At 43.7% G+C, this 26,397-nt stretch carries 18 protein-coding genes and 1 pseudogene; 4 read left to right on the top strand and 15 right to left on the bottom strand.

The genetic code is table 11. The features are described from left to right. Positions 1 to 236: 236 nt before the first annotated feature. Both BCU07_RS05615 and BCU07_RS05610 read left to right on the top strand, forming a co-directional pair. A complete protein-coding gene (locus BCU07_RS05615) occupies positions 237 to 1,808 on the top strand; it encodes a cryptochrome/photolyase family protein (protein WP_102428726.1) in 1,572 nt (523 codons plus the stop codon). Continuing rightward, positions 1,808 to 2,548 (top strand): SDR family oxidoreductase, encoded by a 741-nt coding sequence (locus BCU07_RS05610; RefSeq protein WP_102428727.1) that lies wholly within the window; start codon positions 1,808 to 1,810, stop codon positions 2,546 to 2,548. The genes BCU07_RS05615 and BCU07_RS05610 overlap by 1 nt, the downstream gene beginning before the upstream one ends. A gap of 147 nt (positions 2,549 to 2,695) precedes the next feature. Here BCU07_RS05610 and BCU07_RS05605 read toward each other — a convergent pair whose 3' ends face one another. The 7 genes and pseudogenes from BCU07_RS05605 to BCU07_RS05575 all read right to left on the bottom strand — a co-directional run bounded on the left by BCU07_RS05605 (position 2,696) and on the right by BCU07_RS05575 (position 10,618). Then, complete coding sequence (locus tag BCU07_RS05605; RefSeq protein ID WP_029221996.1) at positions 2,696 to 3,580, bottom strand: PA4780 family RIO1-like protein kinase; 885 nt, start codon at positions 3,578 to 3,580, stop codon at positions 2,696 to 2,698. 93 nt (positions 3,581 to 3,673) lie between these two features. Further along, positions 3,674 to 3,817: a DUF2256 domain-containing protein gene (locus tag BCU07_RS05600; RefSeq protein WP_017090249.1), complete on the bottom strand. Its 144-nt coding sequence runs from the start codon at positions 3,815 to 3,817 to the stop codon at positions 3,674 to 3,676. Positions 3,818 to 4,122: 305 nt separating this feature from the next. Next, on the bottom strand, positions 4,123 to 7,839 hold the full coding sequence (locus BCU07_RS05595) for an SbcC/MukB-like Walker B domain-containing protein (RefSeq protein ID WP_102428728.1): 3,717 nt from the start codon (positions 7,837 to 7,839) through the stop codon (positions 4,123 to 4,125). A 5-nt stretch (positions 7,840 to 7,844) separates the two neighbouring features. Next, positions 7,845 to 9,098, bottom strand: coding sequence for an exonuclease subunit SbcD (gene sbcD / locus BCU07_RS05590; RefSeq protein WP_017067000.1), 1,254 nt, complete (start codon positions 9,096 to 9,098; stop codon positions 7,845 to 7,847). Between the two features lie 213 nt (positions 9,099 to 9,311). Then, positions 9,312 to 9,469: pseudogene (locus tag BCU07_RS05585) on the bottom strand (porin family protein); the annotation flags it as partial. Between the two features lie 13 nt (positions 9,470 to 9,482). Next, positions 9,483 to 10,079, bottom strand: a complete 597-nt coding sequence (locus tag BCU07_RS05580) for a LysE/ArgO family amino acid transporter (protein ID WP_017059193.1) — start codon at positions 10,077 to 10,079, stop codon at positions 9,483 to 9,485. 14 nt (positions 10,080 to 10,093) lie between these two features. After that, positions 10,094 to 10,618, bottom strand: coding sequence for a GNAT family N-acetyltransferase (locus tag BCU07_RS05575; RefSeq protein WP_017059192.1), 525 nt, complete (start codon positions 10,616 to 10,618; stop codon positions 10,094 to 10,096). 459 nt (positions 10,619 to 11,077) lie between these two features. On the opposite strand from BCU07_RS05575, the gene BCU07_RS05570 reads away from it, so the two are divergent. Continuing rightward, positions 11,078 to 11,821 (top strand): class I SAM-dependent DNA methyltransferase, encoded by a 744-nt coding sequence (locus BCU07_RS05570; protein WP_102428729.1) that lies wholly within the window; start codon positions 11,078 to 11,080, stop codon positions 11,819 to 11,821. Positions 11,822 to 11,950: 129 nt separating this feature from the next. On the opposite strand, the gene BCU07_RS05565 is transcribed toward BCU07_RS05570, so the two are convergent. The 4 genes from BCU07_RS05565 to BCU07_RS05550 form a co-directional block, all read right to left on the bottom strand. Beyond that, positions 11,951 to 13,996, bottom strand: a complete 2,046-nt coding sequence (locus BCU07_RS05565) for a TonB-dependent receptor domain-containing protein (RefSeq protein WP_102428730.1) — start codon at positions 13,994 to 13,996, stop codon at positions 11,951 to 11,953. A 181-nt stretch (positions 13,997 to 14,177) separates the two neighbouring features. Beyond that, positions 14,178 to 15,098: a LysR family transcriptional regulator gene (locus BCU07_RS05560; RefSeq protein WP_017059189.1), complete on the bottom strand. Its 921-nt coding sequence runs from the start codon at positions 15,096 to 15,098 to the stop codon at positions 14,178 to 14,180. A gap of 229 nt (positions 15,099 to 15,327) precedes the next feature. After that, positions 15,328 to 17,517, bottom strand: a complete 2,190-nt coding sequence (locus BCU07_RS05555; protein WP_102428731.1) for an immunoglobulin-like domain-containing protein — start codon at positions 17,515 to 17,517, stop codon at positions 15,328 to 15,330. Positions 17,518 to 18,004: 487 nt separating this feature from the next. Next, complete coding sequence (locus BCU07_RS05550; RefSeq protein ID WP_102428732.1) at positions 18,005 to 19,003, bottom strand: acetyltransferase; 999 nt, start codon at positions 19,001 to 19,003, stop codon at positions 18,005 to 18,007. Positions 19,004 to 19,417: 414 nt separating this feature from the next. On the opposite strand from BCU07_RS05550, the gene BCU07_RS05545 reads away from it, so the two are divergent. Further along, positions 19,418 to 20,176, top strand: coding sequence for an FCD domain-containing protein (locus tag BCU07_RS05545; RefSeq protein ID WP_083190198.1), 759 nt, complete (start codon positions 19,418 to 19,420; stop codon positions 20,174 to 20,176). A gap of 37 nt (positions 20,177 to 20,213) precedes the next feature. On the opposite strand, the gene BCU07_RS05540 is transcribed toward BCU07_RS05545, so the two are convergent. The 4 genes from BCU07_RS05540 to BCU07_RS05525 all read right to left on the bottom strand — a co-directional run bounded on the left by BCU07_RS05540 (position 20,214) and on the right by BCU07_RS05525 (position 26,211). Beyond that, positions 20,214 to 22,493 carry a heparinase II/III domain-containing protein gene (locus tag BCU07_RS05540; protein WP_102428733.1) on the bottom strand — a complete coding sequence of 760 codons (2,280 nt, stop codon included), beginning with the start codon at positions 22,491 to 22,493 and terminating at the stop codon, positions 20,214 to 20,216. A gap of 11 nt (positions 22,494 to 22,504) precedes the next feature. Further along, complete coding sequence (locus BCU07_RS05535) at positions 22,505 to 23,047, bottom strand: acyltransferase (protein ID WP_065101257.1); 543 nt, start codon at positions 23,045 to 23,047, stop codon at positions 22,505 to 22,507. A 142-nt stretch (positions 23,048 to 23,189) separates the two neighbouring features. Further along, positions 23,190 to 24,371 carry a mannonate dehydratase gene (uxuA, locus tag BCU07_RS05530; RefSeq protein ID WP_065583620.1) on the bottom strand — a complete coding sequence of 394 codons (1,182 nt, stop codon included), beginning with the start codon at positions 24,369 to 24,371 and terminating at the stop codon, positions 23,190 to 23,192. A 67-nt stretch (positions 24,372 to 24,438) separates the two neighbouring features. After that, entirely contained in the window at positions 24,439 to 26,211 is a 1,773-nt protein-coding gene (locus BCU07_RS05525) for a sodium:solute symporter family transporter (protein WP_065583619.1), read from the bottom strand. Positions 26,212 to 26,397 lie beyond the last annotated feature (186 nt).

The following is a 26,397-nucleotide window of genomic DNA, read 5'->3' as shown; positions in this document are numbered from 1 at the left end:
GGTTGGCTTGATATCCTCTTCAACACACTCATCCTGATCGAAATCTCCTATTTCCCACTTAGAGTAGTCATTTGTGATCTTGTCAGCCTATCAACTCGTAAGCGTCTAATAATTAACAAATCACGTCATTTCGATTTGAATCAACGTACTGAAATGTACGACCCAGACCATGCCTTCATCAATCAATGGACAGGCGGTAACGCAGTCACAACAAGCCTCACAAACCAGGACGCATTATGAAATTTAAAACGGTACGACTTGTATTAGGTGACCAACTCAACATTGAGCATTCATGGTTTAGACAGGTTAACGATGACGTTATTTACATCATTGCTGAGCTAAAACAAGAAACAGATTATGTTGCCTCTCACGTTCAAAAAGTGGCCGCGTTTTTCTGTGCGATGGGTTACTTCGCTAACGAACTCAAAGAACAAGGTCATCAAGTACTCCACCTTACTCTTGACGACACAACGCAATTTGAAAACCTAGACACACTTTTAAAGCACTATGTACACGAATTCGGCGCAGAGAAATTCGAATATCAAAGGTCAGATGAATATCGCCTCTTAGAGCAGATGAACAAGCTCAAGCTGACCAATGCGACCAAAGGTTGTTGTGATACAGAACACTTCCTCTTTCCATTCGAGGAGATAGAACAACAGTTTCCAAAAGACAAACACATCATGATGGAACACTTCTATCGCCGAATGAGAAAACGTTTCGACATTTTGCTAGAAGACGGAAAGCCCGTTGGCGGAAAATGGAATTACGACGCGAACAATCGAAATAAGCTCAAGAAACAAGACATCGAAAACCTACCTCAGCCGCTGATGTTTACCAATGATATAACCGACATTTTGCAACGTATCGAACGTCACCAAGTACAAACCATTGGTCAAGTCGGTAACCAGTTACTATGGCCGGTGAACCGCGCACAAAGCTTGTCTCTACTCGCTCATTTCTGCCAAGTCTGCTTGCCGTTATTTGGGCAGTTTCAAGATGCGATGACGACAGAGCACGACTCTAAATGGAGCTTGTATCATAGCCGTATATCGTTCTCGCTGAACAGTAAACTGCTGAGCCCTAAAGAAGTGATTGATGCAGCACTGTCGGCCTACCAAGCATCCTGTCTTCGAGACAGCTCACCAGATAAGCCAAGCATCGATATTGCACAGGTCGAAGGATTTGTACGCCAAATACTGGGGTGGCGAGAGTACATACGCGCCGTCTATTGGGCAAACATGCCTGCTTACGCCAACAAAAACCATTACTCAGCACATAATAACCTGCCCCATTACTTTTGGGACGGACAAACCAAGATGAACTGCATGAAGCATGCGATTGACCAGTCTCTTGAGTTTGCTTACGCGCACCACATCCAAAGGTTAATGATCACTGGCAACTTCTGTTTAATCACGGGTATAGACCCTGACCAAGTCGATAGTTGGTACCTCGGTATTTACGTCGACGCGATTGAGTGGGTTGAAATGCCAAATACGCGAGGTATGGCACTGTTTGCGGATGGCGGGATCGTAGGAACCAAACCATACTCTGCCAGCGGTTCCTATATCAACCGCATGAGTGACTACTGCAAAGGCTGTCACTACAAGATAAAAGAACGCAGCGGCGAGCAATCTTGCCCTTTCAATAGCTTGTATTGGCGCTTTATGGACCAGCACCGCGATGCGTTAAACCGCAACCCACGTATGGGCATGTTATATCGCTCTTGGGACAACATGGATGAGCAATCACAACAAGCGATTCTCGATACTGCTGAACAACGAATCACAAACTTGGAGAACTTATAATGGTGGAGCAACTCAGATTACACATATTGGTGGTCGGTGGGAGCGGCGGTATTGGTTTCGCTGTGGTTAAACACCTATTATCTGAGCTCTCTCGGTTTGATTTTCTTGATGTGCATGTAGACGCGACTTACCACTCTCAACAGCCGGAACTAGAAAACAATCGCTTGACCTGGCACAAAGTCGACGCGACCAATGAAGCTGATATCAAGCGTTTGAGTTCTGAGTTTGAACAACTTGATTGGTTGATCAACTGCGTGGGTATGCTCCACACTCCAGATCTTGGACCGGAGAAAAACTTGTCGTCCATCGACCCTGATTTTTTCCTCAAAAACATCTCTGTGAACACCCTACCGAGCTTATTATTGGCAAAGCACTTCACGCCGATTCTTAGAGCGAGTGACAATCCAAAATTTGCTGTGGTATCCGCAAAAGTAGGTAGTATTTCAGACAACAGATTAGGCGGTTGGTATAGCTACCGCTCATCGAAAGCAGCCCTAAATATGTTCATCAAAACCATGTCGATCGAATGGCAACGCACCATTAAGAATGGCACGGTATTAGCGCTACACCCGGGCACAACAGACACAGCTCTATCGAAGCCTTTTCAGGCCAATGTCCCTGAAGGTAAGTTGTTTGAGTCGAGCTATGTCGCCCATCAATTGGTCGATATTATTCGCACTGCCACGCCGGATAAAAGTGGGCACTTCTACGCTTACGATGGTGAGCAGTTAAAGTGGTAGTTAATACCAGTGGCCGTCTTTTATGAGTGCTAAAAAAAATAACCCAGCAGAGTTGAGGCTCTATTGGGTTATTTTTTGAAAGAACGTCTTAGTTTTTTAAGGCGTTATGACTGACATTTAACGAAAGATCAAAAACGATGTTCACGACTACTCAGCCCAATTGAACTTGCTGTCGTCTACACCTTCTTTTTCTTCTTTAACACGCTCGCGTCGGTGTTGTTCTTCAATTCGCGCAGCGTCTATCTCTTGCATAATAGCTTCGATATCAGCCAAATCGTCAGTTTCCGTAAACTCGCCCGTCAGTTTGCTGTCTGGCTTTAAGTCGCCTTTCTCGTATAAAGCCCACATTTCCTTGGCATACTCGGTTTTCGCCAATTCAGGGGCAAACTGAGCGTAATAATCACGGATGTTATTGATGTCACGAGCCAACATCCACTCAGCGTTGTTATTAGCCGAAGCGTCGACAGCTTGTGGTAGGTCGATAATTACAGGGCCGTATTCATCAACCAATACGTTAAACTCAGACAAGTCACCATGGATCAAACCAACGCAAAGCATTTTAACCACGTAAGTCATCATCACCGCATGATCTTCAATCGCTTGTTCTGGCGGCATCACAACATCGTTCAATCTTGGAGCAACATAACCGTCATCATCAGTGACTAGCTCCATAAGCAGCACGCCATCAAAACAGCCATAAGGCACAGGCACACGAACACCCGCTTCGGCCAGTTTATACAAGGCATCCACTTCAGCGCTTTGCCACACTTTCTCTTGCTGTTCTCGACCAAAACCAGAGCCTTTTTCCATCGCTCTGGCACGGCGACTGTTTCGGACTTTTCGTCCTTCACGATACGCCGTTGCTTTTTTAAAGCTGCGCTGGCTTATTTCCTTATATACCTTGGCACAACGGATCGTATCGCCGCAGCGTACTATGTACACCGATGCTTCTTTGCCACTCATTAATTGGCTTGTCACCTCGTCGACTAAACCATCGTCAACTAAGGGCTGTATTCTTTTAGGTATCTTCATGCCGCCTTTATACATTAGTTGTCTTACAGATAGAAATATTAACTTAAGAAATGAATGACGAAACTATTAACGTGTTCTAAAAACGAACAGAAATTACGCCAAAGTTGGCTTATGACGACGACAACGTTCAGAACAGTAGATCACGTCATCCCAACAGCGCTGCCACTTTTTACGCCATGAGAAAGGCTTTTGGCAAATAGGACATGTCTTAGTTGGTAAATGAGACTTCTTGTGCATGGCCGTTTCCTTTTTGATGAGTCCACTTCCTGCGTCTACTAGAGATTCTCTATTAGGTTCATTCCTCGCTCTAGGGAGTGACGAAGGCAATACCAACAAACTCAGATTCCCTGTTACGCTCGCGCCTCATTTTAGGGAATAGCGGCAGCTACTCTAATCGTTCTTTACTGCAGAACGTGACGGCGGAGTGATTGATAACAGCCCCCCGAAACTCCGTCATCCTCGAGAAGGAGGAACGACTGAATCGGGGATCTGCTTAACCCAGCTCTGTTTCTATTTCTGCGCTGATGGAATATAGCTAGAACCTAAGCAACAACCTTGTACTGCTTCTCCATCTCACTCACGCCAAGGCCTGAATGCTTTGTTACTTTAAGCTGAACGGGCACACGCTCTTTCAGTGCTTCAACGTGGCTGATTACGCCGATCATCTTGCCTGATGCATTCAAGTTATCGAGCGCGTTTAAAGCAATGTCTAAGGTGTCACTATCCAACGTGCCGAAACCTTCATCCAAGAACAAAGAATCAATACTGGTTTTGTAACTCACAAGATCAGAAAGCGCTAATGCCAACGCCAAGCTAACCAAGAAGCTTTCACCACCTGACAAGGTCTTAGTATCACGCATCACATCGCCCTGCCATGTATCAAGCACTTGCAGTTCTAAGCCATCATCGGCTTTACGTTTTAGCTCGTAACGACCATGCAAACGCTGTAGCTGCTTGTTCGCCAAGTACACCAAGTTTTCCAGTGTTAGACCTTGAGCAAACTTACGGAACTTGTCGCCGTTCTTAGAACCAATAAGTGAATTCAGACGTGAAATATCATCAAACTCGACCTGCTGCTCGTCGATCTGCTTGAACAGATCTTGCTGATTACTGCGGTTCTGGCTATCCGTTTCAAGATTGGCGGAAATTGCACCGATCTTTGTCGCATGGCTTTGCTGTGCGTTTTGACACTCAGTAGTCGCTTCTTCAACTTGCTGTTGGTCTTGCTCTTGCCATGCTTTCGCATTTTCGTGATTTTGTAGCTCCACTTGTGTCGCTGTGGCGGTGTTCAACCTAGCTTGCGCACTGACAATCGCTTCGTCTAAAGACTTCTTCAAGCTTTGAAGTTGAGTTCTAACCTCTTCATCTAACAACGCTGCTTCAAAATTAGCCTCATCTTCGAATGGGCTGGTTTTCAGCGCTGCTAACCAAGCATTCGACGCTTGTATGTAGCTCGATTGCTTACTGACTAACTCGTCCGAGAAACCAGTGTGTTTGGTTTGCTCGGTTCGATGTTCCAGCTCGCAACGGTTAAGCACTAACTGCGCAGCATCAAATGCATTTACCGCTTCAGTGACTTTTTGCTTCATCGCATTGCTGGTGGCTTGAATGTCTTTATCACCAAACAATTCTGTTCTTTCAGCCGTTACACGAGTCAGCTCTAACACTAGAGACTCACTCTCTTGCTTCAGTGTCGCGAGCTCTTTCTCAACACTGCTTAGCTTGTCATCTAAGGTTTTCAATTCGGCATTTTGAGTGATCAGTTGCTTCTCAATATCGGCCTGTTGCTGTTTGGTTTGCTGCCATGTGCTTGATGCTTGCGATTTCGCAGTAAACCAATCATCGATATGTTCAAGTTCAGGCGCTTCGATAGAAGTTTGAACAATGCTCTCTTTCAAAGCGTTCCATTGCTGCTCTTTCGCTTGAGTTATCTGAGTCACTTGTTCGTTTGCGACTTGGTTTTGCTTATTCAGATCCGCTAAGCGCTGCTCGGCCAACTCGAGATTAGACTGCGCCTTGTCAGCCATAACACTTACAGACAGGCGTTGTTTCTCAGCTTCAGCGTAATGCGCTTTAGCATCACCCAACGCTTTGAGTTGCTGCGCGCTCTGACTTAGTTGAAGTTCACACTGCTGAGCAAAGGTCGCGACTGTAGCTTCATTGCCTAAATCGTTAATCGTTAGCAGTGCCAGTTCAGGAGCCGTGCCAACGAAATCCGATAAGCTCTGTTGAAGCTTGCCGACAACGCCTTGCCAATTCAGCTGAGCTTGTTGAATATCCGCTTGCGCACGTTGAATGTCATCGTTAAGCGCCACAATCACAAGGGTAAGAGAATCTAACTGCTGACGATGCTCTTGGCCTTCTTTCTGAATCGCTGCTAATTCTTGTTCCTCAAGCTCTTTCTGGGCATTCAAATCCTTCGAACTTTGTGATTGTTCGATCGCATGGTCTGTTGAACCACACAATGGACAATCCATACCTGGCTTCAATGACGCTCGGTATTTCGCAAGGTCACCTTCTTGATCAATTAAGCGAACTAAACGTTCAAGTGAGGTCTTTTTTTCTTGGTATCGCAGAAGCAACACTTCACGCTCTTTCGAAAGCTTGTCGACCAACTGGGTGTTGGTTTGATGTGCCTGAGTTTTTGCGTGCAGCTGTTGCTGGGCATTTAGGAAACCACGGTTGATCTCAAGTAATGAGTGCGTATTGCGATTCCAGTACTCCAACAGATCTTTTTGCGCATTCAATACTTGTTCGCTGATGTTGCCTTGCAATGCTTCCCACTGTTGCTTTGCACTACTCTCTAGCACAACCAATTCACTTAAAGTTTTGTCTTGCGTTGCTTTAGCATCTTGCGCGGATTTGATGATCGTTTGCTGTGCATCAACTGCAGACAAAGCTTGCTTCGCTGAATTCAACTGCTCTGAATGCTGGCGCTCTAGAGTACGAACTTGCTCGACCTTTGCTTGCCACTGACCTAGGTATTTTTCCAGATGTTGGTCAGCTTGATGCGTATTTAGGTACTCAGTGCTGAGTTTATCTTGTTGCTTCAGTGCATCTGTTTTTTGGACTAAAACAATCTGTTGATTACGCTGCTGCGTATGTTGCTCGTTAAGCGTATTCGCTGCACTAACGGCCGCAGTTTGCTTATCTTTGAGTACGGCAATTTGGTTATCTAACGGGCGAACCTGCTCGATGATCTTCTCTTGATCCTGCTGTTCGGCTTTTACCTGTTCGACAATCGCACTGCTTTGAGTCAGTTTAGTTTGCGCGTCTTGCATTTCTGCATCACGAACGGCAAGTAACTTGGTGCTGTTATCTAGGTGAGCTTGAGTAGTGTTCACCTCTTGTTCGCAACGCTTTAAATCTTTGTGTACTGGACGCAGCTTTTCAGCCGGCTCACTGTTTGCCAAGCGCTCTAGTGACGGTTGGTTACGGTCTAGTTCATCTTGAGCGGTTTTCAGATCGAGCTCACTGGCCGCAATAGTTTGCTCAGCTTTGGTCACGTCTTTCCACCAGCTAAGATGCACTTGCCACTCTTTTAATTGCTCGGCTAAACGCTTCTGCTCTACTTCTAGCGTTTCACGCTCTGCGGTCAGCTCTTTGATTTGCTCTTCAGACAGTAAGCTCACACCTTCAGCTTTCGCTTTAAGTTGATTAAGCGATGTTTCACTCGACTTAAAATGATCGTAGATACGCTCTGAAATCAGGCTATAAACTTCTGTTCCCGTCAGCTCTTCAAGTAGCTCTGCACGGTCGTTAGCATTGGCATTTAAGAACGCCGCAAACTCACCCTGAGACAACATGATGGATTTAGTGAAGCGTGAGAAATCGAGCCCTGTAACCTGCTCCACCAGCTTGGTCTTCTTGGTCAACATGGTCTCTAAGACTTTGTCGGTGTCCGCATCGGCAAACTCGCACGTTGGCGTTTGCAATGCGCCATCGTGTTTTCCACGCGCTCGCTTTTGGTGGAAATTAGATCGGTACGTTTTACCTTGAACTTCAAATTCCAGTTCAGCAAAACACTCACCCGTGCCACGCGTCATTAATTCGTTGTTGCCTTTAGCTATGCTCTTTAAACGCGGTGTGCGGTGGAACAATGCCAAACAAATCGCATCAAGAATGGTGGTTTTACCCGCCCCTGTTGGGCCAGTAATCGCAAACAGACCATTTTCTGCAAACGGTGATTGGGTGAAATCGAGCTTCCAACGTCCTTTCAAAGAGTTCAGGTTTTCAAATTCTAGGCTTAAAATCTTCATACTGGTTACTCTTCTACTTTGTTTGGCGCTTGAGCGCTCTCAGACACTTCAACCATCACTTGTTTAAACTTCACCGTCATGCGCTCTAAACGCGCTTTTTCAGAATCCGTTTCAAACTCTTCTAAGGCAATACGCTTGCTAAACACGTCCATCGGGCTCAGTTCAGATAAGGTTTCTGCCGACTCTTGCTCTAATGCTTGATTACGACGCTCTCTTGCACGGCGCAGTTGAAGTACTTCAACGTTCAAGCCTTCGGTCAATGCACGCATACGTTCTTGGAGATCTGAAAGGTAATCTTGCGCTTGCACTTCGATCGATAACCACACGCTTTGTTCGCTATCTAAACCTATGTATTGGTTCAGCTGAGATTCGATCTCGCTCAAGTCGCCTTTGATTTCAGCTAGAGGTTGGAATGTGGGAACAGGCAATTGAGAAATGGTGCGCTCACCTTCAACAAACTCAACAACACACACTTGTTTCTGAGACTTAAGTTCATCAAAACTTAGTGGGATTGGAGAGCCTGAATAACGAATGTATTCACGCTTTGCCACCACTTGTGGGCGATGGATATGACCAAGTGCGATATAGTCTGCGTCTGGGAAGCCATCAGCGGCGAAACCATCAAGGTTGCCGACATAGATATCACGCACAGAATCCGATTGTTGGACACCCATCGCCGTTAAATGACCGGTAGCGATAATCGGCATGTGCTCGCTGTTTACAAACGTCGCGCGCTTAGCAACCGCCGCATCATAAACACTTTGATAATGCTGTTTGATTGCATCGCCGAGTTGCTTCTGACGCTCAACGCCAGTGACACCCGCCTGGCTCATCAACACATCGCGAGGGCGAATAAAAGGAATGGCACAAACCAGCGCTTCTACATCGCCGTTCTTGCCTTTTAGTTCGACAACCTGAGTCGCATGATCTTCATTGGTATTAGGAATCACGTCTGCGCCCATGTATTTGAGCAGCTGTTGTGTCTCTTTAAGCACAGAGACTGAATCGTGATTTCCACCTAATAACACCAATTGGCAACCGATCTTGTTCGAATCGACCACAAACTTGTTATACATCTCACGAGCGTAACTCGGCGGTGTACTGGTATCGAAAATGTCGCCAGCAACAATGATCGCGTCGATGTCGTGCTCTGTAACTTGCTCAAGTAACCATTGTAAAAACCGTTCATGTTCATTCTTGCGGCTTTTATTGTAGAAGTTTTGGCCAAGGTGCCAATCGGACGTGTGAAGAATCTTCATTGCTGCTCACTGGAAGTCTGTAATACCTTTAATCTACCAAAATAGTCGAGATAATTCCCTTTTATAAGCTTGTGAAAACCAACTAATTTCAGGCTTTGGACCAACTCCGCCCATAGCGTGACCAATCGTTATTTTTGACATAAAAAAACCGCTCAACGTTAGAGCGGTTTTAGGTGTCCATAGCTTTAGCTTTAAGCTATTTCACAGAGGTCGTCAAAAATTGTACGAAGCGCCCAGAGTTACTGTGCTAAACGCTACATCACGGCTTTCGGGCCGAAGAATTCGATATTTACTGCATCTGCTTGTGAGATTAAACGTAAGGTTAGGCTTTCTACTGGCGTGTATTCAACACCTATACCAAAATGGAAGCCTAATTACGCGCAGCTAGACAATCAAAGATATTGCAATAGATGCCATGATCACGCCAACGACAAATTCCAACACCTTCCACGCTCTCGGGTTCTTAAACATTGGAGCCAAGAAGCGAGCGCCATATCCAAGTGAAAAGAAGAACACGAATGACGCCGATACCGCCCCAGCGCCAAACAACATTTGATCCGGTTGATATTGAGTTGAGATAGACCCCAGCAATACCACAGTATCCAAATACACATGCGGGTTAAGCCAAGTGAACGCCAAACACATCGCAATCGCTTTGGTTAATGAGTCTTTAGTTTCTGCCGTGGCTTCTAAGGCGTGGTTTTCGGTAAATGCTGATCGGAAGCTTAAGAATGAATAGACACCCAAAAAGATAGCGCCACCATAACGGGCGAACTGCTCAATTTGTGGGAACTGCTTAACGATTGCGCCAAAGCCCGTCACGCCAAAGCTAATCAGTAAGGCGTCAGAAATGGCACATACAGCACAAACTGCCAATACGTGTTGGTTCTTAAGCCCTTGCTTTAAAACAAACGCATTTTGAGAGCCAATCGCAAGAATCAGCGAAAGGCCAAGGGAGAAACCTGCAAAGTAAGTCGACATCTAAGGCTAGTCTCTTAACGCAACTCAATACTCATAAACTGGCTGTGCGGGTCTAACACATAATCAGCAAAGGGTTCACAGTATCCGAAGCCAAACTTTTCATACAGGTTACGCGCAGCCTTAAAGTAGTCTTCTGAGCCGGTCTCTAAACTGATTGTTTGATACTGGCGGGCGGTTGCTGTATCCAATACGTGCTGTAAAAGTTGGCTCGCAACACCTGACTTTCGAGCAAACTGTGAGGTTCTCATCGATTTGAGTTCAGCGTGTTGGGTATTTAGCTCTTTAATGGCAACACACCCAAGTAGTTGGCTGTCTTTCCAAGCACTGAAAAAAGTAATCTCTGGTGACTTGAGCCCATCTAGATCCAGTGCATGAACGCTTTCGGCTGGCGAAGTGGCGTACATATCAGCGAGGTGCTCTTCAAGTAATTCAATGACTTCCCCACCCGACAAGTCATCCACCTTAATTTCTATTGAAGCACTGCTTTCCAATGCTGTTCTATTTTCCATTGAACCCTGTGCATTTATTGCTGATGTCATTGTTTCAACTCTCCTTGTTTAGTTCGCTTATTTAGCTTGAGTGATTTGGTTTTTATCAACAGCCCACTTTCCTGAATTGTTTCCTTTTCAAGAACTCGGTTTGAATCAGTAAAATTACTGATTAATCATAAAATTATAAATGTCACACTGGGTTTACCTAGATACCATATTTTTCCTATCTCGTCTCGTGATAAAAGCGTTCCGCAAAGCCCGTATGGTCGCTGCATTGAGGGAGCAACACCTGTTTTAGTTAACGAATAAGTAGTCAGGGCAAAGTGAATAGCGATGACACGCGTACTGATGTTGTGGGCAGCTTAAACATCCCTTTAAACGGTCTCATTTAAAACGACCATAAGTTAGAAAATAAAACGCTTTCATTGATCGAATATTTGATTGCGATTTTCCAATTTCGGTATATGATGCGCCACCCTAATTTTTCAGCTTATGCTGCAGGCAAATATGTCCGCCAACGCACTCTATACCGACCTATCCGGTTACTATGATTTAATGTGTGTAGATATTGACTACCAAGCGCAAAGTAACTGCGTACGTAGACTCCATCAAATCTTTGGAAATGAAGGAAAAACACACCTCGACTTAGCTTGTGGCACTGGCCCACACGTTCGTCATTTTATTGATTTCGGTTACCAAAGCGGTGGCCTAGATCTTAACAAGCCGATGTTAGATATCGCAGAAGTTCGCTGCCCGGAAGCCAAGTTCTCAGTACAAAACATGAGTAACTTTGAGGTCACGGAACCACTCGATCTTATCACTTGCTTCCTGTATTCCATCCATTACAACGATGACCTTGAGAAACTTAAAGAGTGTATTGAAAGTGTGCATCGTGCGTTAAAGCCAGAAGGTATTTTCTGTTTTAACGTGGTTGATAAAGACAAGATCAGCAACGACCTGTTTGTTAGACACACAAAAAACCAAGACAAAGACGATTTCACGTTCCGTTCTGGTTGGTATTACTCTGGTCAGGGTGATAAGCAAGCGCTAAAGCTTAGCATCGAAAAGACGACTGCTGGTGAAACTCAAGTGTGGAATGATGAACACCCAATGGTGGCATTCTCGTTTAAAGAGTTAATCGAGATATTGAAGCCCTACTTCGAGGTTAATATCTTCGAGCACGATTACGACAAGCTGATTCCTTGGGATACTCAGTCCGGTAATGCGCTGATCACATGTGTCAAAATCTAGATTAATAGATAAACGGCAAATTAAACCAAATCTATAGATCAAAAAAGAACCCACACTCGCCATTGTCCTTTTAGAGCATCAGCCAGTGTGGGTTCTTTTGTATCAAGCTATCAGTTACTGAACTCTAAATTAGAAGTCCGCTGTCATACCTACGTAGTAAGTACGTGGCTCTTCAACATAGCCCATGCTCTCTAGCTCTTGTGATACAGCTTCGTCAGTTAAGTTCGTGATACCTGCACGTAGTCGTACTGAAGCATTCACGTTGTAGACAGCACCTAGGTTCAGCGTTGTGTAAGCGTCTTGAGTTAGATCGCTTTCGATCTGACGTTCACCACGGTAACGCGCACTCACGAAGGTACTTAGATCGTAAGTTGGGCTCCAGTTCAGTTTAACTAAACCCGAATGCTTGTAACGCTCAAGTAATTCGTCACCAGTAGACTTATCTTCAGTGTCTAAGAATGTGTAATTACCAGACACACCCCATTCATCAGTAATTTGGAATTGGCCTGTAAGCTCAGCACCTTGAACTACAGCCTCTGATACGTTTGTATAAGTACGCTTACCATTCACATAGCCAGTTGAGCTTGAACTATCAGCGCAACCTTTACCCGATTCAAACACTCCGCCGTTCTCACAATAGGTTTCATCACGATCAATTAGGTCGTTGATTTCATTTCGGAATAAGGCACCTTCAACATTCCAACGAGGTTGGCTATAAATCGCAGCGATCTCATAGTTCAAGCTGGTTTCGGGCTTAAGATCTTCATTACCATGTAAATCACATACGCCTTTACAGCTATTAACTGTGTAGTCTGTCTGATTTTGAGTCAATGTTGGTGCTTTAAATGCTTTACCCACACCACCCTTGATGATCAGGTCATTCGTTGTTTGATGAACCAAGTACACACGTGGGCTGAACTCTTCACCGTACAGTTCATGCTTATCTAAACGACCACCAATGGTTGCCGTTAGTTGATCCGTCATTAACCATTGGTCTTGAACAAATAACGCACCTTGATAAGCTTCAGATGTACCATTGACTAAGTTTTCTTTGTTGGTTAATTCACTCAACTGGTAGTCCATACCAAACGTTACGGTGTGACTATCACCAAGATACGTGGTCGCCGAAGCTTCAACAATTTGAGTCAGCTCTTCGATGTCACTGCTATAGTTAGTATCTGAGTCCGCAGCATCATTATCTGTCACATTTTCACGTGAATAACGTACTTGCGTGTCACCCCAGCTCCAAAAACCACTATGTGTGATCGCTTGGCTCTGACGTACAACACGTGTGTCAGACTCAATCACAGATGATACGTTTTCCGCAGATGACTCACGTTCGTCGTCACTGTAACCAAAATCGAAATCAATGGTTTGGTTGTCTGTTGCATTCCATGTCAGGCTCGCGAGTAAGCTTAATGTCTCTCTTTCTTCTAACGCAGTAATGTCTGAACGATCGTAACCAGAGCTATGCGTACCAGAATAGGGTTGCCAAGCATCACGGCTAGTTTGGTTAACAGATAGGCGAGCAAACAACTCGTCTTCAATCAACGCACCAGATGTCGTGAAGCCCATCGAATACTCTTCCCCTCCATCACCATCAAGTGGAGATGAAGTGTCCATGCTCAGTATAGAGCTCCAATCGTTTTCTGGAGCCTTAGTGATGATGTTGATTGTACCGCCCATACCATCTGAACCGTAAAGTGCAGACATTGGGCCACGGATTATTTCAACACGTTCGATCGAATCAGCAGGAATCGTTGATAGGTCAAAGTCGTTACCACGGATGATGGCACTTGCAGAGCTTAAACGACGACCGTTCACCATGATAAGAGTGTAATCTGAATCCATACCACGAATAGAGATCATCTGACGGCCAGCACGTGTGCTATCAAAATCAGACTCTACACTCGTTGATTCTGCAACGATGTCCGCCAAGGTAATACCAGGGCTGTCTTCAATGTCTTGCGCGGTGATAACCGACATTGAAGCTGGCGCTTGTTTTAGTGCCATCTCGGTACGAGTTGCCGTAACAACCATTTGCTCATCTGTTGCTTGCGCTTCTTCTTGCGCCAACACGTTAGCTGAAAGTGAGGTACAAATAACAGCGACTGCGATCGAAAGGGGTTTACGAACCAAAAGAGGTTTGCGAATCAAAAGAGATCTCTCAGACATGATATTCATTCTTATATGTGATTGGTAATGATAATGGTTTGCATTAAACAACCAACTACCACTCTTATCAACGAAAGTTTCATACCAAAAATCGATTCTCGTTATTCACCATTCAAATAATGAAAGAGATCTATATCCAACTTGATAGGTATTCGTAATTTTCATTCACCCTGCAGATGGATTATGTATAAAGCTCTTTGAATATATTGCGAACCCAGCGACACATCGGGTCGTTATGAAAGCGCTTATGCCAGTATAAGTAGACGTCTTCTGATGGGTGGCGCAACGCTTTAGGCACGCGTTTACAAACAAGATCTCTTTGCGTAGCGGCTTGTTGAGCAAAAGGTGTCGGTAAATGAAAGATGATGTCGGTTGCTTCTGCCATATCCGGCGCGACGTTAAAATTGGAAAGCTGAATTGGAATGGACAGCTGGCGCTGCTTATCAATCAAGCCAAGATCTTTAAATCGACTTTCGATCGAGAGCTTCTTATCCCCTTGCAGTGAGATTTGACCAAGTTGGCTATTCAACAAGTCATCAACCGTGATCTCTTTGTCCGCCAAAGGATGTTTTTTGCTCATCAGCAAACGGTAATCGCGGCTAATCACGAACATTCGATACAAATTTTGCTCTGAACTTAACGGCTCGTGGGTCGACAACACAAAGTGCGCATCACCGGATAACAGAGGCTCAAAGTGTCGTTTAGGAATCGAGTCGATATCAACAGTCATGTTTGGCGCTTGTTGACGTATCTCCGCAACTACCTTGGGCAGCAAGTGCGCGACATTAGGCACTAAACCAAAGAAGCGAACCGTACTGTCACTGCTTTGCGGTTCGAATACATCGCCATGTACCAGCTTTTCTAAACGTGTCAGTACCGAATTGAGATCTTGCTTAATGGCTTCTGCTTTTGGCGTTAACTCATAGCCATAAGCCGCTCGCACCAATAGATCATCATTGAAAACGGTACGCAGTTTTTGCAGAGATCGGCTCACCGTAGGTTGGCTCATATCCAGCGCCAATGCCGTGTTGGAAACGTGCTTCTCTTCAAGAAGGTGTTTAAGAATAACGAGTAGATTGAGGTCGACTTGAGCAAGATTCATTATGCAAATATTAACAATATATAAAATTCAATGTGCGCATAGTGCTATTTCTTAACATGTAATACAATTGATAATCACTCCTATTTTGATCTAGAGCAATATGCAGAGCAGAGTTTAAGGTTAAGTGGGTTTTAAAGCTCTAAGTCAGAACTGTTTATACATAAAAAAGAGAGGCACAATGGCCTCTCTTTGATCGTCTACTTTATATTGCTAGCGTTGAGCTATCAGACTACAGCTTTGTCCAAGCATCTTGCCAGTATTGGCTATCTGCTGGAGCGTAAGACGCGCTTGCACACCATGCCGTGTATGGCCAAGGCTTACATTCGTACAAGCCATTATCGCTGCCGACCACAATGTCACCCGCTGCGTAGTTTGTGCCCGCTTCATATGGAGGGTAATCACCTGGAGGAGGTGTTGTTCCGCCACCATCTTTAACAGCGAACGAATCGTTTACCATCACCATTTCACCGTCAGATGCTTTACCGACTACTTCAAGTGCATATTGCCCTTCCGCTACATCGTATAAGTCGATGGTAATAGCACGGCTGTCCGTTACGTTAACCTTAGTTTGCTCAACCACAGTACCTGCACTGTTGATCACCATAGCGGTAACATCTAATGCTTCATTTGATGTCAGTGTCAGATCTAAACGCACGTTGCCGTTATCTGGCGCATATTGTGATTGAAGTCCTGAAACCGAAAGCTCTAGGTCATCGCCCGGATCTGGGTTACCACCACATGAAGAGTCTGAAACTTTTCTCCAAACGCCCCACTCACCTGTTGTTCCTGGCTCTTCGCCGCGAGTGTACCAACCTGCTCCCCACGTTGAACCGTCATGAGATACTTGGTCACCTTCAACATAAACGGTGTCGGCATCCCATGCAGCAGCACAGTTAGAACCATCAGTTACAGACACTTTACGGTCAACGGTTACGGTTTGGTTCGCGCTGTCTGTCACGCTATACACAAGTGTGTAGTTGCCGATTTCATTTACATCGACACTGCCAGTGTGTGTAATAGTGCTTGTCAGGTCGCCATCTTCAGCATCATTCGCCGTCACGCCTGCCATAGCATCAAATGCAGTACCCAACACAACTGTTGTGTCAGATAAGCCATTAAATACTGGCTTCTGGCTGTAAACCTCTACCGTTCTCGCTTTAGTGGTTTCGTTGTTATCGCTGTCTTTCACTCGGTAAGTCAAAACGTAAGTGCCAATAACACTGGTTTCAACGTAACCTTCAACATCGATTGATGACGTTAGATCGCCGTCTTCTTTGTCTGTTGCCGTCACGCCATCCATAGGATCAAACGTTGTGCCGTGAAGAACACGCGTATTTTCGACACCTTTAAGAACGGGCTCGCCCTCGACTGGTGGTGGCGTTACCTGACCGTGTACAAACGGGCCGTAGTCTTTAATGAACTGCTCGTTGTATTGTTGGCCGTTTTTGTTGGTGCCCATGTCCCAGTTAATAGACCAAGTCATTACACCACGTAGCGGTTGGCCTTGCGCCGTTAGGCTATCAAATGCGTCGTATAAATCTTGTGGCTCTTGCACAAAACCTGTCGCTGCAGCATCGATACTTGAAGGAATACCAAACACGAGCTTGTCATGTGGGATTTTGTGGAAGCCACGCGTTCCGTTGATAAGCGAATCAGAAATGTAGTAGATGAATTCTTCTTTTAACGCATCGTTGTTTTGAGCAATCCAACCCACGCCTTCAACCCAGATACCATCGCCACCTTGGTTGTAAAATTGTGGGTTAATCCAGTCGTAGTAGCCTTCTAGATTATCGATATAAGGAACGTACTTACCGCCTGTCGTGAGATACGGGAACTCAGGCGCCATAGTAATAAGGAAGTTTTTACCTTCAGCACGGTAGTGGTCTTTTACCAACTTAAGAGCATCAGGAATCACGGTTTGATTGTTTGCTGCGGTTACGGCTGCTTGTTCAAGGTCAATATCTAGGCCATCGAAACCGTAACGCTCAGTTAGACGGATAATCTCATCAGCAAAGGCTCTTTCATCACCGGTTTCTAGCTCTACGTGTGCATCCGCACCACCTAAAGCCAACAGCACAGAGCGACCTTGCTTGTTGAGTTCCGAGATTTGGTCAATAAATTGTTGTTCTGAAAGCCCAATGGTTGGGTCCAGTTTAAAAGTTGGGATTCGACCATCAGCCACATCGTAGACCTTCATGAATGACACATTCACGATGTTGTACATTGGGTTCACTTCATCCAACGTCACACATGGCGCATTACCACCTTGGTAGCCGCCACCGTCACACCAGTTATGCCAATAGCCAACCACCACGCCAGAGTCTGGATTCGTCATATCTGAACCATTCGCATAAACAGCGCCAGACATTGCCGCCATGCCGAGCGATACTGCTAATTGTAGAGCTTTACGTTTCAACATTAGTCCCACTTCCTTACTTAACAGCTGTGCCAATCACAACCGAACCAATTCATTGTAATCATGAATATTTATAGAGAAGTAATGGAATTTATAGGAAAAGATGACCTTTGATTTAACTTGTGATTTTAAGTCACAGATTAAATATCAGAATCAATATGATTTTGACTTTTCATTCAAATTGAAATGCTAAAAACTGTTATTTTCGGCTGAATGCATTGACCATATAAATATTTGATCAACCTTAATTCACTAAGATAATTAACCAAAAATATAAAAAATCACCGATAGGAAAAAATAAACTTTAAATCGGCAAAAATCATCCCAAATACGCCGTAATTACTGACCTAAGACCAGATACCATTGCGAGTGATATCACTAAAACAGCTTGGATATAGCCATCATACATGTGCTAGCAATACACACGTATAACGGAATATAGGAGCAAGAATTTGTAGGATTTTGAATGTATACGTCGGGAGTTTTTCAGTTAACCGTCAGTGCCAGATGAATAATATGCATCCAATAGTGAAATAAAATTCACCTTATCAAGTTCATTAAGTTGATTAATTCCAGCCGCTGCTTTTCTTCCTCCGCCAGTCGCAAAACTTGAGCAAATTTCGTCTGCACCCGTTCTATTTGATAATGGCGCACGTAAGCTCACCGTGTAAGACTCGCCGTCTTGGTTTTTCGTTAATACTGCTTGCGCTCGGTTTGGATCTTGATTAACGATTTCATTACCAAATACGCCACTGATGCGCCTTGCCCAAGTCTCGCCTGGTAGTTCAAACACACGTGCGACTTCACTTTCATAAACAGGAGCAAGGTTTGATAACTGCTGGCAATCATTTTGATAAGCAGCTCGCAGTCGATAAAACACAGAGTCTTTATCATCCAAAAGATCAAACGGATTCGGGTATTGATAAAGGGTTTTGTAGAGCTCAGCTGGCGTGAAATGCAAATCACTCAGTGACGAACCGTAACCGTTGTAGTTAACCAAGGTACCTAGCTCTTCTAGAAACTCTTTTTGAGATTGAGCGAATCCATTTTCATCCGCTAGCCGCGCCGCCACCGTTTTTAGATTGTCGCCAAAGGCAGCTGCGATTGCCCAAGCCACATGCGCACCATTCAGCTTCTGGTTAATCAGCAAGCTCGTGCAGCTCTCTGGCGCGGTATCAATCAGAGTATCTAAATGACTAGAAGTTGGGACATCCCCTGTTCGGTGGTGATCGCAATAAAATACATTGATGTTTGCGTCTAGCAGTGAGTGCAGTGCAGGCAGGTTTTTCTCCATCGATACATCTAAAACGGTAACGGAAGAAACATCACCTTGCTTACCCGGCTCCATAGTTTGAGTAACAACTTGAGAGACCAACTTAATATCACGCTTAACACCAGTAATGAGCACGCTCTCTCTTGGCTCACTTAATCGCAGCTGTAACAACGCGATTATGCCATCTGCGTCTCCGTTGAATACGTCGTAGTGCATGTTGTTCCTTTTACTCTCAATCAGATTAGGCTTGAAGTTTATATCTGTATTTTTACAAGCACCGTTGTTTATTATCAATATCAACTTGTTAGGTGATATAACTCTATTGAACATAGCGGTTATTGACGGCTTGTGCTATTGATCAAAAACTCAAGATTATACGAAATACGCTTAATCTCACTTCAAAACTATGAGCGCGTTCCTTGTATGGCTTTTGAAAGTTTAATATCGAAGTTGATAACCTTTTGTTCATGTACATAAAAGTGACCACAACGAACCGTTACGCTTTGATACAATTAGAGTTGGATTAGTTAGGTTTTTACTCGAATTGACATTTATAAGCGTTTAAAATGACTTTCGAGTTAGCGAAAACTTTCAATTCAAACCACAGATCCAAAGGTACACTGCATTTCCATGATCAACTTCGAACCCAAACGCCCTTATCAAACCCTCGGTCTTATCTTGAGAAAAGAACTATCTGATGGTCTTTACCCGATTGGAAGTCGTTTACCGCCCGAGCGAGATATTGCTGAGCGTCTATCCGTGAGCAGAGCTGTGGTTAGAGAAGCAATCATCATGCTGGAACTTGAGGGACTCGTTGAAGTAAAGAAAGGCTCGGGAGTGTACATCGTTAACTTACCGACTACATCAACAGTGGCACAAAATGAAGATGTAGGTCCTTTTGAAATGCTTCAAGCAAGACAGTTATTGGAAAGCAGTATTGCTGAGTTTGCTGCAACACAAGCAACCCCTGCTGATATCGAAAAAATGCGTGAAGCTCTAGAAATTGAGCGCCGCGAAATTGAAAACAATGTCCAAAATCCGGTTGGTGACAGAATGTTCCATCAGTGTATTGCCGAAGCGACACAGAATTCTGTGCTGGTCGATATTCTAAAGGAATCGTGGGAACGTCGTGAGTCTAGCCCTATGTGGAAGATACTGCATACACATATCGAGATCCAAGACTATAGGAAAGAGTGGCTAGATGATCATGCTGCTATTTTGCTAGCAATGAGACGCAAGAACCCAATCGAAGCCAAGCAAGCGATGTGGCAACATCTAGAACATGTGAAGATTAGGCTTTTAGAGCTTTCTGATTTTACCGACCCTAATTTTGATGGTTATCTGTTTAACTCCATTCCCGCTATCGCGACATCAAAAGACAATCTTTAGAAAATTGGTGACATAAAATACTTATGTCACCTGATTTTTACGGAGTGATCTCCTCACCAGTTTCTACATTGAGCTTAAAAGACTGGCCCGCATGGGCAAGTATCAAAGTATTTTCGTCAGTTAACACGTAATCTATTGGTTGTTTTAAGCAACTCATAACCACTTGATGTTGCTGCTGTTCTTCTATGAACCATTCTAGATGTTTAATATCTTTCTGAGCGTCAGATTCAACATTCCCTTTGAAACCATCACCGTCATCAATTTCACTTGTTAACTTAACTACACAAGAAGGATCACTCATCATTCCAAGATAATAAGTTTCTTGTTCATGGTACAAATCAACACTCCCCCCCTTAATAACAACTTCGAGCGGGGTATGGGCTCGCCATTGCATCGATTTGGGTTCAGATAGCCTAATGTTGTCGACAATAACGACCCCGTTATCTGCAACTTGTATTATTGTTCGCACAAACGACTCACAACTCTCATAAGCATTCGCGAGATCTAGAACGACACATTGAAACTCATTGCTATCAATTCGAGTGATTACTGTTGCTTGAGCTGTTGCGCAATCTATCTTCTGACCTTCAGTCGCGTTGGTAACGCTATCGTCTAAATTGACACCACCAAATAAGGGTAAATTATGCGCCTGCGTAGTTCGAGTCCATAAACTATGATGTTTGCTACCAAACCTATAGCCATAACTGCCACTCGGAGTAAGAACATTAACGCCATCATCGACTAGTGCAACATTCCCTTGATCAGCATGGCGATGAGAACTATTACCAAACTTACTTGCTCGGTAGTACACCGACATTTTACTATGGGCAGTTTTACCTAACCCTGCGTATGAATAGTAAATGTTGTTCGACGCAGGGCTCACACACAGAGCAGTCTCGTCAGAAACAAACGCCTCATTTGAAGTCATTAACGTATTAGAAACGGTTGAATGTTGATCCGATTTTTCAAATTGTAACTGCGGATACGTCGGTACTATATCTAATAAATGGAGCTTGTAAGTCTCAATATTGGACTCTAACTTCTTGGACTCTAATATCGACTTCGTACAACCATACCGTGGTGCATATATTCTGAGTGGATTTTGCGCAAAGAAACCAGGCCACTCTTTACCTTCTCTCTTGCACCAGAAGCCATCACCAAAGGGATGAATTCGATCGTTATTCGCCACAAAGTCCAAAGCAAACTTAACGTAATTCTTATAAAACGGGTGATTATAGAAAGAAAAGCCACTTAAACGCTCAACCGACAAGAAAAACGGATGGTGCCACTTGGTATAGGAAGAAGAATAAAAAGGCCCCTCAACCCAACTGCCATCTTTTCCGCCATAGAAAGGCAACACACCTCGGTAAATCATTAAGGCGTAATTAAGCCAACGTTCACAAGTTTTAAGTTCAAACTCTTTGTGTAACACAAGGGCAGCAACGCCTAAGTAAGCAGGCAAACGCGATGTATGTGAATGTCCCGGGTACTGTTTAAACTTATCTTGCTCTAAGCGCTCTTCCATTTGATAGGCATATCGAATTAAGAGCGGCCTGACGAATGAACACTCGTCGGTCGTCAGCAATGGAGACAACCAATGATAGGCAAGATACAAATTTCGCGTCATTGACAGGCCAATTTCATCTCCCCACGTACAAGGCCTTAACAGTGACGCCGGGCCTTCAGGGCTCCACTCGGATAAGCGCAATAAAATTTGGCATGCCTTATGTCCTGCCACCTCATCACCCCACACCTTATATAGTAATGTTAGTGCGATAAGATCGCGATCAATCCAACGTCTTACGTTAGCGATAGCTGTACGCTTCCCTTCTTCATTACCACGGCGATAATGATTAGAATATAAAATGTCATCTATATCAGTTAGTTCAACACTATTGCGTAACTTGTCTCTTGCACTTAATGAAGCATTGCTGACTGCGTCAATATCTTCATCGAGATACATCATAAACTGGTCTTTATTAGTACACAGTGAGAATAGTGACATAGCGTCCGGTGCCAAGTAGTTTTCTGACTCCGTCGTGATTTCAAAAACAATCCAATCAGATTTTGCTAGAGTATTGAGGCAAGTCACTCTCCAGCGATAGCTACCTTGAGGTAACTGAAATGTCGGTTGTAAAGGAGACTGCACCGATTTCCAATCCCATTTTTGCTCACCGTCTTTGTCTTCAAGTTCGATGTTATATGCAGAACCATACTCTCCTTGAGGCCAATTGAAACTTGGGGGATTGACTGAGGAAATTTCGTTACAAGGCGACAAAAAAATTTGGAAATCATGCGTTCTTTCTAGTTGTAGCATGTGTTACTCCTCTATTTCGACCAATGATATTGCCCTGTCTCTGCATCAATATGACCAATTTGCTTCGCTGGGGTCCCTGCAAAAATCGAATATGGGGGCACATCGGATGTCACTACCGAATTAGCACAAATCAATGAACATTTACCGATGCTCACTCCTGGAGTGACAACAACACCAGATGTCAACCAAACACCCTTTGCGATTGTGACCTTTCCGCTTTCCAAATCACTACGACCACTAAAGCTCTCTGAAGTCGGGTCAAATAAATGATTAGACGCAACGACAGAAACATGTGGCCCTACCAAAACGTCTTCACCAACCTCCACATCACCATTAATGTAGCTGTATAGGCCTATATAACTTCGTGTTCCGATTTGGTTTTCACCAATGCGAACGATAGCTCCTGGAGCAACTCGAACATTATTGTTGGTGAAGCCTAAGATTTGAGCTCTCGACTCGTCATCATGTTTATTATTACTTTGTGTTGTATATAGGGTGAATTTTCTAAATTCCTCATCCGAAAGTTCACCGCCAAATTTTTGTTGAACCGACATATCATCACCTATAAATAAAGGGAAGTAACAGTAACGACTTCCCTTATTGATTATCAATATTTTCACTGACACTAAATAAGCTAATCCGATAATATCCCTGGGTTAGCTTAATTTAAAAACCCAATATCGAATTGAAAACACATTAATTAAAATGAGACCGAGTCAATGCATACTCGACACCACGAATCTCAGCTAAGCCTTTTAAACGGCCTATGCAAGAATACCCTGGGTTTGTTTTTTTATTTAAGTCGTCAATAATTTGGTGACCATGATCAGGCCGCATTGGAATTAAATCACTTTGTCCATTATTAGTACGACGATTTTCTTCTTTAAGAAGTGCAAATATCACTTCATACATATCAACATCACCATTGAGATGAGCTGCTTCATGGAAGTTGCCGGGTTCTTCTTCGCGCTTTGTTGAACGCAGATGCGTGAAATAAATTCGATCACCAAAAGTTTCAATCATCTTCACAAGATCGTTATCGTCTCGCACGCCATAAGACCCGGTACACATAGTAATACCGTTCATTTTGCTCGGTACACGATGCGTCAAGAATTCGATATCTTCAATCGTAGATACCACTCGCGGTAAACCAAGAATTGGGCGTGGTGGATCATCAGGGTGAATGGCCAACTTCACGCCGTACTCTTCACACACTGGGGTAATTTCGTTTAGGAAGTAAACTAAATTTTCACGTAACTTATTGCCGTCAATGTGTTGGTACTGATCCAGTTGCTCTCTAAACTGCTGAAGAGTATAGCCTTCTTCCGCACCTGGTAGACCAGCGATGATATTCGATGTTAGCTGTGCAATTTTGTCATCAGGCATGTTAGAAAAACGAGTTCGAGCAAGTGCAATGTCTTCTTTTGAATACTCTTCATGTGCACCTTCTCGTTCTAGTATGCATAGCTCAAAAACAGCAAAGTCAATATGGTCAAACCTTAATGCTTTTGAGCCATCTGGGAGTACATACTCTAAATCTGTTCTCGTCCAATCAAGAACTGGCATAAAGTTATAGCAAACTGTATCAACTCCGCATTCAGATAAATTGATAATAGATTGCTTATAGTGCTCTATCCATTGAATGAAATTTCCAGTTTGAGTCTTGATCTCTTCATGAACAGGGATACTTTCGACAACTTCCCATGTAAGTGAATTTTCTTCTATTAACTTTTTACGTTTTAGTATTTCTTCTTTAGACCATATTTCACCATTCTTAATATGATGTAATGCCGTTACGATTCCTGTTGCCCCAGCCTGACGAATATCATTAAGCGTTACAATATCATTTGGACCATACCATCGCCAAGTTTGCTTCATAAGTTATTACCTATTATTAATTTTTTTGATGAAGCCTTATTAAGGCTTCATCTGATATTTTATTTAATTAGACAGTGTAAGCTTTTAGTTTTACATCATTTAACTTACCAGCTCGTAGTAATAGCCAAGATATAAACCCGACAATCGCTGCCATTAATACAAATAACATTCTTCCCCACATAGGGTTTGGTATCAGCGTTAATAGGAGAAGCGCTGCACTTGTCGCCAATAACACTCGACCAAGTAAAATGTACTGTTGTCTATCAGCTTCGAAGCTTTGAGGCGAATCTTCTACAATTACTGGAGTTTCTGCATTACTAAAGAACTCTGCGATTTCTTCAGCACGCTTACCTGTTGGCTCTTTATAGAAAAGTTGAGTCAGCAAGAAGAAACCACCTGTGATAATAATGTGCCCTGTTACGCCCATGGTTATCGATTTCATTTCAGCGAATTCACGACTAGACAATGGTTCAGATAAATTAAACAGGCTTTCGATCATTGGTGCATTTGTTGAAGCAATAACGGCTGAAACACAAGCGCCTACGGCAATGGTTGCCCAACATGACCAATCTGGAGTCTTCTTGATAAAGAAACAAAGCAGTGACGGAATAAGCACAGGGAACGCGACAAGCGTACTCACCATCATAAGTGCATCAAATAGACCAAAATCTTGCAGTTTGCTCATGAACAAGCCACAAACAATAATCAACAAGCCGAATACCACGGTAGAAACTTTACTTGCAAACAAGATCGATTTATCTGATTTGTCTTTTGCCATGTAAGGTTCATAAACGTTTTTAATGAATATGCCGGCATTTCTATTTAATGCAGAGTCCATTGACGACATGGTTGCAGCAAACATAGCTGACATCATCAAGCCAACCATCCCAACGGGCATCTCGTTACGAACGAAGACAAAATAAGTGGCATTAGAAATATCTTTGCCTAGAACATCGAGGCCCCATGTAGACATATCTGGGTAATTTCCGCTTACATACCAAGCAGGAAGGAACCAAATGAAAGGTCCAAACGCCATTAGACAACACGCTAGGATTGCAGCTTTACGTGCATTATTAGTATCTTTTGCTGCAATATAGCGGTAAGAATCAATCATATTGTTTGTACTGAAGAACTGTTTGATGAAAATACAGATAAACCAGCCAACAAATAAGTAGGTATAGCTATACCCTTCTCCAACAAACCCTTGATCAGGCAAACCCGCTTCTAGGATTGGTGCTACACCACCAGATTTGTATATCGCTACGATTGTCGCTATGAAGGTAACAACAGTAATGATGATCATCTGTATAAAGTCTGATGCAACTACAGCCCAACTTCCGCCGACCAGAGACATAAGAAGTACAACCATACCCGCAGCAACTATCGTTGTTTCAATTGGGATATTAAATACCGCACTTGCAAAGATCGCTAATGCATTCAGCCATAGCGCAGCCTGAAGTACACTCGACGGTACCGTCGCCCACGTTACAACTTGCTCGCTAACAGGACCAAAACGTTTGCGAATGCCTTGGATTGGACTGATAACTCGCATCTGTCGAGCTCTTGCAGCAAAGAATAAGTAGTTACAAAAGTAACCAAGAGCATTCGCAAAAAAGATAACAGAGATGGATAAGCCAACATCAAGAGCTTTTCCCATTACGCCAGTAAACGTCATAGCACTCAGTGCTTGAAGAAATGCTGTGGACCCAACCATCCACCACAACATTTTGCCTCCCCCCCTAAAGTAATCACTTGTCGATGACGTTGCTGATCGAAACATCCAACCTACTCCGAGGAGGAAAACGAAGTAGCCTATAACTATAAGTATATCGATATTCATAATGATCCCTAACCGTGATATTTAAAAACTAAACACCTTTCGCTTTCTTTTATATCGCCCCTAGATATTGGCTGTCAAAATTGGTCTACCAATTGGTTGACACTTCTCACAAAAAAATAAATCTCTGATGATATGCCGTTTAAATAATACAAATGAATGTTACTCTCTAATGGTAATTTTTATAGC

The sequence above is a fragment of the Vibrio sp. 10N.261.54.E10 genome (genome assembly GCF_002877735.2).
Lineage (GTDB): Bacteria > Pseudomonadota > Gammaproteobacteria > Enterobacterales > Vibrionaceae > Vibrio > Vibrio crassostreae_C.
The sequence above is the reverse complement of the archived record's forward strand: the minus strand, read 5'-3'. Positions and strand labels throughout refer to the sequence as shown.